Annotated in this window: 13 protein-coding genes; 4 read left to right on the top strand and 9 right to left on the bottom strand. The window is 75.7% G+C overall.

Annotation, left to right across the window (positions count from 1 at the left end):
* Positions 1-61 precede the first annotated feature (61 nt).
* The 4 genes from E4P43_RS20325 to E4P43_RS00665 all read right to left on the bottom strand — a co-directional run bounded on the left by E4P43_RS20325 (position 62) and on the right by E4P43_RS00665 (position 5,418).
* The gene (locus E4P43_RS20325) at positions 62-1,042 is read right to left on the bottom strand and encodes an excalibur calcium-binding domain-containing protein (RefSeq protein ID WP_245158846.1); all 981 of its coding nucleotides are present in this window, start codon (positions 1,040-1,042) and stop codon (positions 62-64) included.
* 137 nt (positions 1,043-1,179) lie between these two features.
* Entirely contained in the window at positions 1,180-2,622 is a 1,443-nt protein-coding gene (locus E4P43_RS00675; protein WP_135143488.1) for a M20/M25/M40 family metallo-hydrolase, read from the bottom strand.
* Entirely contained in the window at positions 2,619-4,103 is a 1,485-nt protein-coding gene (locus tag E4P43_RS00670; protein WP_135143487.1) for an MFS transporter, read from the bottom strand. Before E4P43_RS00670 ends, E4P43_RS00675 begins: the two co-directional genes overlap by 4 nt.
* 91 nt (positions 4,104-4,194) lie before the next feature.
* Positions 4,195-5,418: an arginine deiminase gene (locus tag E4P43_RS00665; protein WP_135143486.1), complete on the bottom strand. Its 1,224-nt coding sequence runs from the start codon at positions 5,416-5,418 to the stop codon at positions 4,195-4,197.
* Positions 5,419-5,534: 116 nt separating this feature from the next.
* Here E4P43_RS00665 and E4P43_RS00660 point away from each other — a divergent pair, with 116 nt between their 5' ends.
* Positions 5,535-6,302, top strand: a complete 768-nt coding sequence (locus E4P43_RS00660) for an SDR family oxidoreductase (RefSeq protein WP_135143485.1) — start codon at positions 5,535-5,537, stop codon at positions 6,300-6,302.
* Between the two features lie 70 nt (positions 6,303-6,372).
* Here E4P43_RS00660 and E4P43_RS00655 read toward each other — a convergent pair whose 3' ends face one another.
* A complete protein-coding gene (locus tag E4P43_RS00655; RefSeq protein WP_135143484.1) occupies positions 6,373-8,034 on the bottom strand; it encodes an FAD-binding oxidoreductase in 1,662 nt (553 codons plus the stop codon).
* 38 nt (positions 8,035-8,072) lie between these two features.
* Between E4P43_RS00655 and E4P43_RS00650 the strand changes: the two genes are divergently transcribed.
* Both E4P43_RS00650 and E4P43_RS00645 read left to right on the top strand, forming a co-directional pair.
* Complete coding sequence (locus E4P43_RS00650; protein ID WP_135143483.1) at positions 8,073-9,575, top strand: glycerol-3-phosphate dehydrogenase/oxidase; 1,503 nt, start codon at positions 8,073-8,075, stop codon at positions 9,573-9,575.
* A 60-nt stretch (positions 9,576-9,635) separates the two neighbouring features.
* On the top strand, positions 9,636-10,430 hold the full coding sequence (locus tag E4P43_RS00645; RefSeq protein WP_135143482.1) for a methyltransferase domain-containing protein: 795 nt from the start codon (positions 9,636-9,638) through the stop codon (positions 10,428-10,430).
* Positions 10,431-10,469: 39 nt separating this feature from the next.
* Here E4P43_RS00645 and E4P43_RS00640 read toward each other — a convergent pair whose 3' ends face one another.
* Positions 10,470-11,222 carry a MerR family transcriptional regulator gene (locus E4P43_RS00640; protein ID WP_135143481.1) on the bottom strand — a complete coding sequence of 251 codons (753 nt, stop codon included), beginning with the start codon at positions 11,220-11,222 and terminating at the stop codon, positions 10,470-10,472.
* 94 nt (positions 11,223-11,316) lie between these two features.
* Between E4P43_RS00640 and E4P43_RS20105 the strand changes: the two genes are divergently transcribed.
* Entirely contained in the window at positions 11,317-12,033 is a 717-nt protein-coding gene (locus E4P43_RS20105) for a methyltransferase domain-containing protein (protein WP_135143480.1), read from the top strand.
* Here E4P43_RS20105 and E4P43_RS00630 read toward each other — a convergent pair.
* From E4P43_RS00630 to E4P43_RS00620, 3 genes are all read right to left on the bottom strand, one after another.
* Complete coding sequence (locus E4P43_RS00630; protein ID WP_135143479.1) at positions 12,020-12,487, bottom strand: helix-turn-helix domain-containing protein; 468 nt, start codon at positions 12,485-12,487, stop codon at positions 12,020-12,022. The genes E4P43_RS20105 and E4P43_RS00630 overlap by 14 nt on opposite strands.
* A gap of 51 nt (positions 12,488-12,538) precedes the next feature.
* Positions 12,539-13,132, bottom strand: coding sequence for a TMEM165/GDT1 family protein (locus tag E4P43_RS00625; RefSeq protein WP_135143478.1), 594 nt, complete (start codon positions 13,130-13,132; stop codon positions 12,539-12,541).
* 108 nt (positions 13,133-13,240) lie between these two features.
* Entirely contained in the window at positions 13,241-14,689 is a 1,449-nt protein-coding gene (locus E4P43_RS00620; protein WP_135143477.1) for a sensor domain-containing diguanylate cyclase, read from the bottom strand.
* Positions 14,690-14,795 lie beyond the last annotated feature (106 nt).

Raw genomic sequence — 14,795 nt, 5'->3', positions numbered from 1 at the left:
GACGGAGGCCGCTCCCCACCTCGGTGGGGAGCGGCCTCCGTGCTACCGGGACCTGCCGGTCTCAGCTCCTGCGGCGGGCGGCGAGCAGCGTCAGCGTGCCCAGGGAGAGCAGCGCCGCGCCGCCGGCGATGGCCGGGCCCGGGTCGAAGCCGGTGTAGGCCAGCTGCGGGGCAGCGGTGGGCGTGTGGCTCACCAGCGCGGCCTCCTGCTCGCAGCCGACGCCGTCGTTGTCGCTGTCGAGGTGGGCGCCGTAGCCGGGCTGACCGGCGTGCACCGGGGCGGCCCCGCGGGCGCGGGCGTCGTCGCAGTTCGCGTAGCTGACGGCGGCCGGCTGGGCCACGGGCTTGGCCGGCTCCGGCTGCGGCTCGGGCTGGGGTGCCTCGGGCACCAGCAGCTCCAGGCAGGCGAGGAACTGCTCCGCCGACTCCTCGAACAGCTCCTGGCCGTCGACGACGACCTCACCGATGGACTCCTCCAGGAGACCGCCGACCTCGGTCAGGAAGCCTGCCGGGTCGGTCAGGAAGTCCGCGAGGTTGGCCGGGTCGGTGAACTCCATGAGCGTGTCGCCGATCTCGACCGTCACGCTCTCGACGGTGCCCTCCAGGAGACCGGTGAGGCCCTCGACGAAGTCCTCGCCGACGCCGGCCAGGCACTCCAGGGTCGCCTGGATGTTCTCCGGCAGCTCCTCGGGGTTGCCGCCCGGCCCGGGCGGTGCTGGCAGGGGGGCGGCGCCGGTCGGGGGTGCCTGGTCCCCGGGGACCTCGAGCGGCACCACCGTGCCGGACCCGCCCGGGACGGTGAGGGTCTGGGTGGTCGCCTCCTGCGGTGCGGCCGGCGGGGCGTCGGGCTGGGCGGCGTCACCGGTCGGCGCCGCCTTGCGGGCCGGGTCCAGCGCGCAGACCGGCGCGTCCGGGGTCGTCGCGCAGAACTCGCTGAGCGGCGACGGGACGGGCTCGTCGGCAGCGGCTGCCGGACCGGCCCAGAGCAGCACCAACGCCGGGGCGGTCAGCACGGCGAGCGGCAACTTCAGGTACTTCGACAACGGACGTCCCCCGCGACTGGGCTACAAGGCCTGTGCAGTGCATCACCGTTCACAGGTATCGCGAAGGTCGAGCTGGTAGCGGAACCGAGGGGGTCCGTGCGTCGTCACCGGTTGTGACGGATCGGTCCGCCCAGAGTTCAGAGGTGCGCGATCAGATGCCGGAAGAAGCCGGCTCCGCGGTGCAGCGTGGCGACCGAGATGCGCTCGTCGGCGGCGTGCAGGGCGGCCAGCTCCTCGCGGCTGAGCGCGAAGGGCATGAACCGGTAGACGCTGTCGCTGATCTGGCTGAAGTGCCGCGCGTCGCTGGCCTGCACCATCAGGTACGGGGCGACGGCGGCGTCCGGGTAGGCGGTCCGCGCCGCGGCGCTGATCCGGGCGAACGCCTCGTTGTCCGCGCGCGACACCGGCGACGGGTCGCTGCCCGACACCACCCGCAGCTCCACCGACGGGTCGTCGATCACCTGCTGCAGCCGGTCCACCGTCGACCGCACCGTCTCGCCGAGCGCGATGCGGATGTTCAGGTGCGCGAGCGCCCGGGTTGCCAGCACGTTGGCCGCCGGGCTGCCCTCCAGCCGGGTCACCGCGACCGTCGTCCGCACCAGGGCGTTGGCCTCGCGCCCGGCGCGGGACAGCACCTGCGCCAGCGCCGGCCGCAGCTGCGCGGCGTGCGCGAACAGCGCCCGGTACGGCGGGCCCGCGTGCCGCCCGACGGCGTCGACCATGCCCAGGACGACGTCGTGCAGGCGGGCCGGGAAGGGGTGCTCCTCGATCGCCAGGATGGCGCGGGCCAGCCGGGCGGGGGCGCCGCCCCGCGTGGGCGCCGACGCGTGCCCGCCGGCGTCGCTGGTGACGACCTCGACGTCCAGCACGCCCTTCTCGGCGAGCCCGACGACCGCGACCCGGCCCGGGACGCCCGGGAACATGCCGGTGACCACGGCCCCGCCCTCGTCGAGGACCGCCCACGGCCGGATGCCGCGCTCGGTGAAGGCCTGCACCGCCAGCCGGGCGCCGACCCCGAGGACCTCCTCGTCGTCGCCGAACGAGAGGTAGACGTCGCGCCGGGGGGTGACGCCGGCGGCGACCAGCGCCTCGACCGCCTCCAGGATCGCCACCATCGAGCCCTTGTCGTCGATGGCGCCGCGGCCGTGGACGTAGCCGTCCTCGACCAGCCCGGAGAACGGGTCGCGGCTCCACTCCTGCCCGTCCACGGGCACGACGTCGTAGTGCGCCATCAGCACCAGCGGCGGATCGTCGGTCGAGCCGCGCCACCGGTACAGCAGCGCGCCCTCGCCCAGGACCTCGCGCTCGAGCGCGGCGTGCGTGCGCGGGTACAGCTCGGCCAGCTTCTGCCGGTAGCGCTCGAACGCGCCGGTGTCGGTCTCGCCCGGCACCCGGGAGGAGACCGTGGGGATCCGGATGAGCTCGGCCAGCCGGCGCGCGGCGCCGTCGGCGTCCAGGCCGGTAAGGTCCAGCGGGGCGGGCTCCGGCTCGACCGGGCGGAAGCGCTGCACCCGCCGGGCGCTCGCGGTCACCGCGGCGGCGGCCGCTCCGGTCGCGGCCAGGGTCAGGGCGCGCCTCATGCTCGGTGCTCCTCGGCGAGTGCGGGGACGTCGGGGTCGGAGAAGGCGAGCCTGGGGACGACGAGCAGCGCCAGGGCGGCCAGCAGCGCCGTCGTCCCGCAGATGACCCACACGGTGATGTAGCCCGACAGCGAGCCGGCGGTGCCCGCCACCCCGTCGACCAGCACGGGGGCGCCGGAGGCCAGCGCGAGGGCGAAGGCGGCCGAGGCGAACGACCCGCCGATCACCTTCGTCGTGTTGGTCAGCCCGGTCGCCACGGCGGTGCGCCCGGCCGGCGCGGCCGCCGCGGCCGCCGCGGGCAGCGCCGCGACCAGGGCCCCCGAGCCCAGGCCCGCGACGGCGATGCAGGCGAGCATCTGGGCGAGGGTGTCGTGGAACGGGACCAGCAGCAGGTAGCCGGTGCCGGTGAGGGTGGCGGCGCCGATCAGCGTGGTCCGCGGGGTGGTGCGCCGGCTGACCCGGGAGAACTGGCTGGCGCCGACGAGCATCGAGACGACGTAGGCCCCGATGACGATCGACACCTCGCTGGTCGAGAGGCTCAGCCCGTAGCCGTAGGTCTCCCGGTCGGTGCGGGCGTAGGTCGACAGCGGGCCCTGCGCGCCGAGCACGCTGACCCCGAACAGGCCGGCGGTGAGCTGCACCGGCCACATCGCGGGGCTGCGCAGCACCCGGAAGTCCACGAGGGGGTCGGCCTGGCGCAGCTCGTAGGCCACGAAGGGGACGACGAGCAGCACGCCGAGCCCGGCGACCGCCCACGGCCACAGGGCGCCCTCGTTGAGCCGGACGAAGCTCAGCCCACCGGTGACGACCAGCAGGATCAGGCTGAGCAGGGCCACCCCGGTGGCGTCGACGGTGCCGCCGGTGCGGTCCTCGCTCTCCGGGACCCGGAACGCCACGACGACGCAGACACCGATGACCAGCACCGCGGGCAGGACCAGCACCAGCCAGAGGTGGTCGCCCAGGCTCTGCCCGACCTGGCCGCCGCCGAGCGCCCCCGCGATGGCGCCGGCCTGGAGCGCGGCCACGATCAGCCCGGTCGCGCGCCGGGTCTGCCCCGCTGCGCCCGGCGTCCGGCGGGACCGGTCCCAGATCAGCGCGACCTGCAGCGGCAGCCAGACCACGTACAGGCCCTGCAGCGCCCAGGCGGCCAGGAACAGCGGGAAGCTGGTGGCGAAGGCCAGCGCGACGGTGGACAGCGCCGTGGCGACCGCGGACCACAGCAGCACCTTCCGGTGCCCGTGCAGGTCGCCGAGCTTGGCGAGCACCGGCACGGCGATGGCCGAGAGCATCAGCTGGGCGGCCTCGAGCCAGTTGACGTCGGCGTCGTCGACGTCCAGGTACCGGGCGATGTCGGTGAGCAGCGGGATGTAGTAGCCCTGCAGCACGCCGCTGGTGAACTCGACGAAGACCAGGTAGCCGACGAGGCCGCCGCCGATCCCCGCGATGCGCCCCGGCCTGCGGGCCGTTCCCGTCCCTGCCACCGCGCCGTCCCTCCGCCGAGCGCCGGGCCCGGCGCGGGAGGCAGCAGCGTAGCGGCAGATGATCACGGCCCGGCCACGGTCACCGGACGTCTCAGAGGGGCGCGCGGGACACCGGGCAGGACATGCAGCGCGGACCGCCCCGGCCGCTGCCCAGCTCGGAGCCGGCGATCCGTACGACCTCGATGCCGGCGGCCTCGAGCGCGGCGTTCGTGACGGTGTTCCGCTCGTAGGCGACGGTGAGCCGCGGGGCCAGGGCGAGGGTGTTGTTGCCGTCGTCCCACTGCTCCCGCTCGGCGGTGACCGGGTCCAGGCCGGTGTCGATCACCCGCAGCCGGTCGATGCCCATGGCCGCCGCGGCCGCGACAACGAACGGCTCCGGCCCGCTGACGGCGAGGTCGGTCGCGTCGGCGTCGTCCTGGATGCCGTAGGGCGCGCGGACGGTCCAGGCGACCAGCGAGTCGGCGACCGCCGGGTACATGACCATCGCGTCGACGTCGACCATCGTGGCGATGGTGTCCAGGTGCATCGTGGCCCGCTCCTGGGCGATCGGGACCACGAGCACCGTGTGCGCCAGGCCGCGGGCGAACAGCCTCCGGGCCAGCCGCTCGGCGCCGCCCGGGGTCGTCCGCTCGCCCACGCCCACGGCCACCACGCCCTCGGAGAGCAGTAGCACGTCGCCGCCCTCCAGGTGCTCCAGCTGAGCCCCGTAGAGCTGCTCGGCGCCGGCGAACCGCGGGTGGTGGGTGTAGATCGCGGCGGTGATCGTGCTCTCGCGGTGCCGGGCCGGCATCGCCAGCGACGTCACGGCCACCTCGTCGCCGACCCAGACCGAGGAGTCGCGCGTGAACAGCAGGTTCGGCAGGGGCGGGACGACGAAGTCCGACCGGTCCATCAGCTGGTAGGCCAGGCCGTGCCCGCGCAGCTCGTCGTGCGCGAGCCCGGCGATCAGGGCCGCGGCCAGGTCCTCGGGGGCGAGCCAGGCCAGGTGCCTGGTGGCGTCGCGCTGCAGGGTCGCGCCCAGCCGCGGGTCGTCGACCGCCGCGCCGATCAGCTCGGCGCGCGCTGCCGGGAACGCGAGCACCTCGGCCAGCAGCGTCGCCACGTGCAGCACCTCGACGCCGCGGTCGGTCAGCGCCTGCGCGAATGCGTCGTGCTCCTCCTGCGCCCGGGCCACCCACGGCACGCCGTCGAACAGCAGCTGGTCGTTGTTGCGGGGCGTCAGCCGGCGGAGCTCGGGGCCGGGCCGGTGCAGCAGGACCGTCTGCAGCGGGCCGACCTCGCTGGTGGCGCCGAGGGCGGCGGCGGGCTGGATCATGATCGAAGGCTGGCACAGGTGCCCCCTGCGGCGCCCGTTCCAGCGCCGGGAACCGCCTGGTTAGGGTGCGCGAGGGGCCGGAGCGGCACCCGACGCCGCGACCCCCGGAGGTACCCGTGGACCTGTTCGACCTGACCGGCAAGGTGGCCGTGGTCACCGGCGGCACCCGTGGCATCGGTCTGATGATGGCCCGGGGCCTGCTGCAGGCGGGCGCGAAGGTCTACATCAGCTCCCGCAAGGCCGAGGCCGGCGACGCCGCCGTCGCGGAGCTCTCGGAGTTCGGCACCGTGGTCTCCGTGCCCGCCGACCTCTCCACCGAGGCGGAGTGCCTCCGGCTGGCCGAGGAGGTCGGCAGGCACGAGCAGCGGGTCGACATCCTGGTCAACAACGCCGGCGCCAACTGGGGCGAGGCGCTCGAGACGTTCCCCGCCTCGGCGTGGGACAAGGTGCTGGACCTGAACCTGAAGTCGCCGTTCTTCCTGACCCGCGCCTTCCTCCCGCTGCTGGAGGCCGCCGGCGCCCCGGGCGAGCCGGCCCGCGTGGTCAACGTCGGCAGCATCGACGGGCTGCACGTGCCCGGGCTGCCCACCTACTCGTACTCCTCCAGCAAGGCGGCGCTGCACCACCTCACCCGGGTGCTCGCCGGTGAGCTGGGCCGCCGCCACATCACCGTCAACGCCGTCGCCCCGGGGCCGTTCGAGTCCAAGATGATGGCCGCGACGCTGGAGGCGTTCGGCGACGCGATCGCCGAGAAGGCGCCGCTGGGCCGCATCGGCCGCCCCGACGACATGGCCGGCGTCGTCGTCTACCTCTCCTCGCGGGCGGGCTCCTACGTGACCGGCGCGGTCATCCCGGTCGACGGCGGCATCGCCACCACCCTCTGAGCCCGCGCGAGATCTGCACACTCGCCCCTGTCGGACCGCTGACGGGGGCGAGTGTGCAGATCTCGCCGCTTCAGTCGGGGAGCAGGACGCCGGGGTTGCAGATCCCGGCCGGGTCCAGCCGCTGCTTGACCGCGCGCAGCACCTCGACGCCGAGCGGCCCCACCTCGCGCTCCAGCCAGGGGCGGTGGTCGGCGCCGACGGCGTGGTGGTGGGTGAGCGTGCCGCCGGCCGCGAGCAGGGCGTCGGTGGCCGCGCGCTTCGCGGTCAGCCACTGCTGGATCGGCAGCGCGTCGTCCCGGTCGGCGAGCACCGTCAAATAGAGCGAGGCCCCGGTCGCGTAGCCGTGCGACACGTGGCTCATCACGAGCGGCTCGTGGCCGCGACGGCCCAGCGACTCGCGCAGCGCCCGGCGGGTGGCGTCGTAGACGGTGGGGAGCGCCGACCAGGTGGCCGCCGTCTCCAGCGTCTCGACCAGCAGCCCGCTGTCCATCAGCCTGTCCCGGGTGTACGGGGCGCCGAAGCGGTGCGAGCGCCACGACTCGGCGACCCGCCGGCCCAGCCGCACCGCGCCGCCGTCGCGCAGCAGCGACGACGCCGCCCGCTTCCGGGCCCGCACGAGGTCGGGCAGCCCCTCCCAGCCCAGGATGAGCATGCAGCCCTCGCCGTGCCCCCGGGCCCGGAGGCTGCCGCGCAGCAGGGCCGCGCCGGTGCCGGCGGCCATGACGAGGTTGGCGCGGGTCTCGTCGGCGTCGGAGAGCCGGACCACGTCGGGCAGCAGGTCGTGGCGGGCCAGGTTCTGCAGGGTGGCGAGCCCCTGGGGCCAGGTGCGGAACGACCAGCCCTCGTAGCTCGTCACCGCCGGCTTCGGGCGGACCCGCAGCTTCAGCTCGGTGATCACGCCGAGCGTGCCCTCCGACCCCAGGGCCAGGCCCAGCAGGTCGGGGCCGGCCGCGGAGGCCGGCGGGTGCCCGAGCTCCAGGACGCCCGACGGCGTGGCGAGGGTGAGGCCGGCGACGAGGTCGTCGAACCGGCCGACCCCGGTGGAGGCCTGCCCGGCCGAGCGGGTCGCGGCGTACCCGCCCAGGGTGGCGAACTCGAAGCTCTGCGGCAGGTGGCCGAAGGTCAGCCCCTCCCGCCCGAGCGCCTGCTCCAGCGCCGGCCCCCGCATGCCCGGCCCGACGGTGACCATCGACGACGGCACGTCGAGGACCTGCACGGACGCCATGCGCCCCAGGTCGACGGCGACGGCGGGCCGGTCGTCGGGGTCGACCCCGGCCAGCCCGCCGACGACGCTGGTCCCGCCGCCGAACGGCACGACGACGACCCCGTGCTCGCTGCAGAGGGCCAGCAGCGCCGCGGTCTCCTCGGTCGTGCCGGGGAGGACGACGGCGCACGGCGCGTCGGAGGCGTCCCCGCCCCGCCGGCGCAGCAGGTCCAGGTAGCTCTTCCCGCCGGCCCGGCGCAGGCGGGACTCCCGGTCGGTGCGCACGTTGTCGGCGCCGAGGAGCTCGACCAGCGCGGTGTGGGCCGCCTCGGGCAGCCGGCTCGGCGCCAGCCGGATCTCGTCGACCGGCACGGGCGGGGTGGCGCGCGGGGTCCAGCCGAGCTCGCGGGCCAGGTGCCGGCGGGCGGCCTTGGTGAGCGTGCCGTCGAGCCCCTCCCCGTCCTGCGCGGCGGCTCCGGCGGGGGTGGGGCCCCATCCCTGGATCGTCAGTTCCGGCTGCTCGGGCACGGCTACAGTCTGCCGGTGCCCACCAGGGGGAGAGCCAGGTGATCGGGTCGCTGTCGCCCGGCCGGCGTACCCGGGACCTGGCGGAGCTGCCCGGCTCGACTGTCGACGTCGTGGTCGTCGGCGGCGGCGTCACCGGGGCCGGGGTGGCCCTGGACGCCGCCTCCCGCGGCCTGTCGGTCGTGCTGCTCGAGCGGGCCGACCTCGCCGCGGGCACCAGCCGCTGGTCCTCCAAGCTGGTGCACGGCGGGCTGCGCTACCTGGCGCACGGCGAGATCGGCCTGGCCCGGGAGAGCGCCCGCGAGCGCGCCGTCCTGATGGGTGCCACCGCTGCGCACCTGGTGCGGCCGCTGCCCTTCCTGGTGCCGGACGTCGCCGGGCGGGACGTGACCGCGCTGGCCGAGCTGGGCGGGCGGCTGGGCGACGCCGTCCGGCTGTCGGTGCCCGGCGGCCGCGGCTCGCTCCCCTCCACCCGCCGGGTGCGGGCCGACGACGTCGCGCGGCTGACCCCGGGCGTGCGGCCCGGCGCCGGCGGCGTCGTCTTCTGGGACGGGCAGCTCACCGACGACGCCCGCCTCGTGGTGGCGCTCGCGCGGACCGCCGCGGCGTACGGGGCGCGGGTCCTGACCGGGGCCGAGGTGCGCGCTGTCGACAGCGCGGACGTGCACGTGCGGGTGGACGGCGCGGACCTGTCGCTGCGGGCCGGCGTCGTGGTCAACGCGGCCGGTGTCTGGTCGCAGCAGCTGGCGCCGGGGATCCGGCTGGTGCCCTCGCGGGGGTCGCACCTCGTCGTCCCCGCCGACCGCCTCGGGTCGCCGTCCGCGGCGATGACCGTGCCGCTTCCCGGCTCGCGGTCCCGGTACGTCTTCGCCCTGCCGCAGCCCGGCGGCCTGGTCTACCTCGGCCTCACCGACGAGCCGGTCGACGGGCCGGTGCCCGACGAGGACCCGCTGCCGTCGGACGGCGAGGTGCAGCAGCTGCTGGACACCATGAACCAGGTGCTCGACGAGCCGCTGGCCCGCGGGGACCTGGTGGGCGCCTACGCCGGGCTGCGGCCGCTGGTCCTGCCCGAGTCGGCCGGCACGGGCCCGGGCGACGCGACGGCGGACCTCTCGCGCAAGCACCTGCTGCGCTGGGACGGAGCGGTCCTCTCCGTCGTGGGCGGCAAGCTCACGACCTACCGGGCGATGGCCGAGGAGGCCGTCGACGCGGTGGTCGCGCGGCTGGGCAGAGGTGCGCGGCGGACGACGACGGCGCGGCTGCCGCTCGTGGGCTCGGCCCCGCGGGTGGCGCTGGAGCGGGTGGCCGCGCCACAGCGGCTGGTCGCCCGGTACGGCACCGAGGCGCCGCTGGTGGAGTCCCTCGGCCCGGCGCTGGTGGTGGCCGGCCGCGACGAGACGGTGGGGGAGCTGCGGTTCGCCGTCCGCCACGAGGGTGCGCGCTCGGTCGCCGACCTGCTGGACCGCCGCACCCGGATCGGGCTGGTGCCGGCCGACCGGGAGCGGGCGGTCGCCGTCGCCGAGCAGGTGCTGGCCGAGGGCTGACCGTCCCAACATGCGGGAAAGCGGTTTCGCAGAGTGGGACGAGGGGAGTAGCACTTCCCCGTGGACACCTACACGCACGGGCACGCGGAGCCGGTCCTGCAGTCCCACCGCTGGCGGACGGCGGAGAACTCCGCGTCCTACCTCCTGCCCTCGCTGCGCCCGGGCCTGGACCTGCTCGACGTGGGGTGCGGGCCGGGCACGATCACCGTCGACCTGGCCGCACGCGTCGCGCCCGGCCGGGTGCTCGGGCTCGACCTCTCGCCGGACCCGCTCGACGAGGCGCGGACCGCCGCGGCCCGCGCCGGCGTGGAGGTCGGCTTCCGCGTCGGCGACGTCTACGCGCTCGACCTCCCCGACGGCTCGTTCGACGTGGTGCACGCCCACCAGGTCCTGCAGCACCTGACCGACCCGGTGGCCGCGCTGCGGGAGATGGCCCGCGTCTGCCGGCCGGGTGGCGTGCTCGCCGTCCGGGACGTGGACTACGCGGCGACCACGTGGTTCCCGCCCGACCGCGGGCTGGACCGGTGGCTGGAGCTGTACGGGCAGGTGGCGCGGCGCAACGACGCCGAGCCCGACGCCGGGCGCCGGCTGCTGGCCTGGGCGCACGCGGCCGGCCTGCGCGACGTCACGGCGACGACGTCGTCCTGGTGCTTCGCCACCCCGGCCGAGCGGCAGTGGTGGGGCAACTCGTGGGCCGGCCGGGCGACGTCGTCGTCCTTCGCCGAGCAGGCGGTGGCCTACGGGCTGGCCACACCCGCCGAGCTGGAGGAGGTCGCCGGCGCCTGGCGACGGTGGCGGGACGCCGACGACGGCTGGCTCGGCATGCTGCACGGCGAGCTGCTGATCCGCCTCTGAGAGGGGCCGAAATGGCCATGTCGGCCCCTCTCGGCCGGGTCAGGCGTGGCGGGCGGCGTTGGCCTGGACGGCGGTGCTCACGTACTGCGCGAGGCCGGGCGCGACCCGCTCGTAGTACGCGGTGAACCGCTCGTCCTCCACGTACATCCGGCCCAGGCCCGCGTGCATCTCCGGGGAGCAGTCGTAGAAGTTCCGGCTGATCTGCTGCCGGTGCTCCTCGGCGAGGTCCATCGCCTGCTCCGAGTCGGCCGGGACCCCCGAGCGCAGCGCGGCCGCGAACCGGGCCTCGACGTCGTCGCTCTCGGCCTTCACCCGCAGCCAGTCGTCCTTGGACATGGCGCGGGTCCGCTGCTGGGACTGCGCCCAGGCGTCGGTCCCGCCCCACTTCTCCTCGGCCTCGGCGGCGTACTCCTCGGGCAGCCAGTCGCCGAACACCTCGAACCGCTCCTCCGGGGTCAGGGAGATTCCCATCGCTCTCGCCTCCATCTCCTTCTCGACGGCCGCGACCATCGCCGACGTCCGCTCCAGCCGGTCCCGCAGCAGCCGGTGCTGCCGCCGCAGGTGCTCCGCGGGATCGGCGGACGGGTCGTCCAGCAGGGTCGCGACCTCCTCGAGGGGGAACCCGAGCTCGCGGTACAGCAGCACCTGGTGCAGCCGGTCCAGATCGGCCGGCGAGTACTGCCGGTAGCCGGCCGCCGTCCGCCCGGACGGCTGCAGCAGGCCGATCCGGTCGTAGTGGTGCAGCGTGCGCACCGTGACGCCGGCCAGCGCGGCGACCTCGCCTACGTTCATGGGGCCCCTCCTCCCTTGACGACGACGAGCGTCGGGCCTGACGTCGCGTCAGGGTCAAGCAGCTTTCCCGACGACGGCGCCTAGGGTCGACCCGATGAGCGACGAGGGACCGAGCGGCTGGGGCGCGCCGCTGCACGAGGCGGTGCTCGACGCGACGGCGGTCGGCGCCGGCACCCGCCTGCTCGACCTCGGCTGCGGCACGGGCCTCCTCGCCCGGGCGGCGGCCGGCCGGGGTGCCGCGGTGACCGGCGTCGACCTCGACGACGGCGCCGTCGAGCAGGCGGCCGCCGCCGTCCCGGAGGGCACCTTCCTGGTCCGGCACGCGCAGGACCCACCGCCGGGCCCGTTCGACGTGGTGGCCGCCGTGCAGCTGCTGATGCACGTCGCCGACCCGGTCGCGGTGCTGCACCGGGCCGGCCGCGTGGGTGCCGTCGTGGCGGCGACGGTGTGGGGCCGCGACTCCGAGTGCGACCTCCGCGTGCTGCAGGAGGCGCTGGCGCCGCGGCGGCCGCAGCGCCCGGCCGCGGTGAGCGAGCCCGCCCGGCTGCGCGCGATGGCCGAGCGGGCCGGGCTGGTGGTGGAGCGGCTCGACGAGGTGGTCGTGCCGTTCGACTACGCCGACGAGGACGAGCTGCTCCGCCCCCTGCTGGCCACACCGGTCGCCCGCGCGGCCGTCCAGCGGTCGGGCGCCGACGCGGTGCGCGACTCGGTGCTCGAGGCGGTCGAGTCGTTCGGCACGGGCGACGGCGGCTACCGGCTGGAGAACCTGTTCCGGGTGCTGGTCGCGCGGCCGCGGGTCAGCGGGGGCTGAGCGCCGCGCCCTTCGGGACGGCGTGGATCTCGCGGGCGGAGGCCAGCTCGTGCCCCTCGTCGCAGCGCAGCTCCAGGTGGACCGGCGCCCCGCAGCTGCGGTGCTCCAGGGCCATCGGCGGCACCTCGCCGTCGGCGAGGTACTTGTCGCCCCACTCCATGAGCGCCACCAGGGTCGGGACCAGGTCCAGCCCCTTGGCGGTGAGCCGGTACTCGTGCCGCTGGCGCTCGCCCTCGGCCTGGTAGGGCACCCGGCGCAGGATGCCGTGCTCGACGAGCGTGGCCAGCCGGTCGGTCAGCACGGCCTTGGGCGCACCCGTGTACCGCTGGATGTCGGCGAACCGGCGGACGCCGTGGGACGCCTCCCGCAGCACGAGCAGGCTCCACTTCTCACCCACCACGGCCAGCGTGCCCGCGACCGAGCACTGCGACCGGTCCCACGAGGCCTCGCTCATGGGTGCAGCCTAACGCGGCTGGGTTCGTTCGACGAACCTCGAAGGAGGTGGTCAGGCGAGCGCGCGGACGGTCTCCACGACCGCGACCACCGCGAAGAGGAGGAACAGCCCCGCCGCCACCCGCCGGATGAGCGCGATGGGCAGCTTGTCGGCCAGCTTCTTGCCGAGGAACACCGCGAGGCCGGAGACGACGAGCAGCGCCGCCCACGCCCCGACGAAGACCGACAGCGGCTCCTCGTAGCGGGCCGCCAGGCCGGCGGTGGCCAGCTGCGACAGGTCGCCCCACTCGGCGGCGAAGAGGACACCGAAGGAGATGGCGGCCGCGCGCAGGAACGACGTCTGCTCGCGGGCCTCGGCAGTCTCCCCGCCGTCCTCGACGTCCCCGGCGCTGCGCCACAGGAGAACCGCGCCGACCAGGAAGAGCACCGCGACCACGCCGGTGACCAGGGCCTCGGGCAGCAGCGACAGCAGCGAGCCGGCGGTGACGGCGATGGCGACCTGGAGGCCGAACGCCGTCCCGACGCCGACGAACACCGGCAGCGGCGGGAACCGGGTGGCCAGGACCAGGCTGGCGAAGAGCGTCTTGTCGGGCAGCTCCACCGGGAGCACCAGGACGAACGCGGCCAGCACGACCGACCAGATCACGACGAACCCTCCTCCGCGCGGCGCTGCCGGGCGGTGCTCGGGCAGGCGGTCTCTCGGCCGACCACGGTAGCGGTCGGTCCGGCCACCTCCCGCGGCCGGTGGAGCCGGTCAGCGGCGGCGGCTGGCCTTCACCCGGTACATCGCGGCGTCGGAGCTGGCCAGGGCCGTGTCGGGGGTGTCGCCCGGGCCGCAGAGGGTCACGCCGATGCTGATGCCGACGGAGTGCTCGGCGCCGTTGGCCCGGCGCAGCGGCTGCTCGAACGCGGCGGTGATGCGGTCGGCGATCACCTGGGCCGCCTGCTCGCTGCCGACCTCCGGGCAGAGCACGACGAACTCGTCACCGCCGATCCGCGCGACGGTGTCGCCCGGCCGGATGGCGCCGGCCAGGCGGCGGGCCGCCTCGACGAGCACCTCGTCGCCGGCGGCGTGGCCGGCGGAGTCGTTGACGGGCTTGAACCCGTCCAGGTCGCAGTAGAGGACCGCCATGGTGCGCTGCGCCCGCTCGGCGGCGGCCAGGCTCTGGTCCAGCCGGTCCAGCAGCAGGTTGCGGTTGGGGAGGCCGGTGAGCGGGTCGTGCAGCGCGGCCTCGCGCAGCGCGGCCTCCAGCTCCCGCTGCGCGGTCACGTCGTGCAGCACCGCGACGACGCCCAGCAGGTTGCCGTCGTCGTCGAGCACCTGCGCGCCGGCCGCGGCGACGATGCGGGTCGGCCGCCCGGGCACGGTGATGCCCGACTCCAGGCCGTCCAGCTTGCCCTCCGCGTAGATCCGCCAGAGCGGCACCTCGTGGGGCTCCAGCGGCCGGCCGTCGACGTCGGTGAGGGAGTAGGTCTCGGGGATCTCGGACCTCCCCACGGTCGGGTCCGCGTCCACGCCGTGCCACTCGCGGCTGGTCGCGTTGAAGAGGGTGACCCGGCCCTCGGCGTCCGCGCCGACCACGGCGACGGGCAGCACCTCCAGCAGGGCCTCGGTGAACGCGGTGGAGCGGGCCAGCTCCTCGTGCGCGCGGCTGACCTCGGCGCGGGCGAGCTGGCTGGCGGCCGCCAGGTCGGCGAGCGTGCGCGCCTGCTGCCGCGCCTGCACCAGGGAGGCGACGGCGGCGGCGACGTCGGCGAGGCGGGCCTGCTCGTCGTCGGTGAAGTCGTGCGGCTGGTCGTCGAAGACGCACAGCCCGGCCAGCCGGACGCCGTCGACGAGGACCGGCACGCAGGCGAAGGCCCGGATCCGGCCGCGCCGCCCGTCGGCCCAGGGGCTGCCGCTGAACTGGGACTCGGCAGCGATGTCCGAGCAGCACTGCACGCCCGGGCCGCGCTCCATGACGGTGGCGATGATCGAGCCCTCGCGCGGCCAGGAGGCTCCGCGGAAGCCGTGGTCGGACATGATCCGCATGACGGGGGTGTCCATGGTGACGACCGCCGCGAACCGCATCCCGGTGACCGCCGCGGCCACCCGCACCAGGCCGTCGAGGGCGGCGTCGGAGTCGAGCGCCGAGTGGCCGAGGTCGTCCGCCAGGGCACCGGGACGGCGGAGCTCCGGAGAGGGCTCCACCGTGCTGGCCATCTGGGGGTCCTTCCGCACACCGACCGGCGGCTCCGGTCCCGTCAGTTCCGCAACGGCGCGGACGCGGAGCTGGTTGAGCGCTCGCGGGCCAGTTCCCCCGCACGGG

Source organism: Blastococcus sp. TF02A-35 (assembly GCF_004571075.1).
Lineage (GTDB): Bacteria > Actinomycetota > Actinomycetes > Mycobacteriales > Geodermatophilaceae > Blastococcus.
Note: the sequence above shows the minus strand (reverse complement) of the source record. Positions and strands in the feature narration are given on the sequence as shown.

Coding starts and splice junctions, on each gene's coding strand:
- E4P43_RS00675 (WP_135143488.1), bottom strand. CDS start 2,622: ATGAGGCGCGCCCTGACCCTGGCCGCGACCGGAGCGGCCGCCGCCGCG.
- E4P43_RS00665 (WP_135143486.1), bottom strand. CDS start 5,418: ATGATCCAGCCCGCCGCCGCCCTCGGCGCCACCAGCGAGGTCGGCCCG.
- E4P43_RS00640 (WP_135143481.1), bottom strand. CDS start 11,222: ATGAACGTAGGCGAGGTCGCCGCGCTGGCCGGCGTCACGGTGCGCACG.
- E4P43_RS20105 (WP_135143480.1), top strand. CDS start 11,317: ATGAGCGACGAGGGACCGAGCGGCTGGGGCGCGCCGCTGCACGAGGCG.
- E4P43_RS00630 (WP_135143479.1), bottom strand. CDS start 12,487: ATGAGCGAGGCCTCGTGGGACCGGTCGCAGTGCTCGGTCGCGGGCACG.
- E4P43_RS00620 (WP_135143477.1), bottom strand. CDS start 14,689: ATGGCCAGCACGGTGGAGCCCTCTCCGGAGCTCCGCCGTCCCGGTGCC.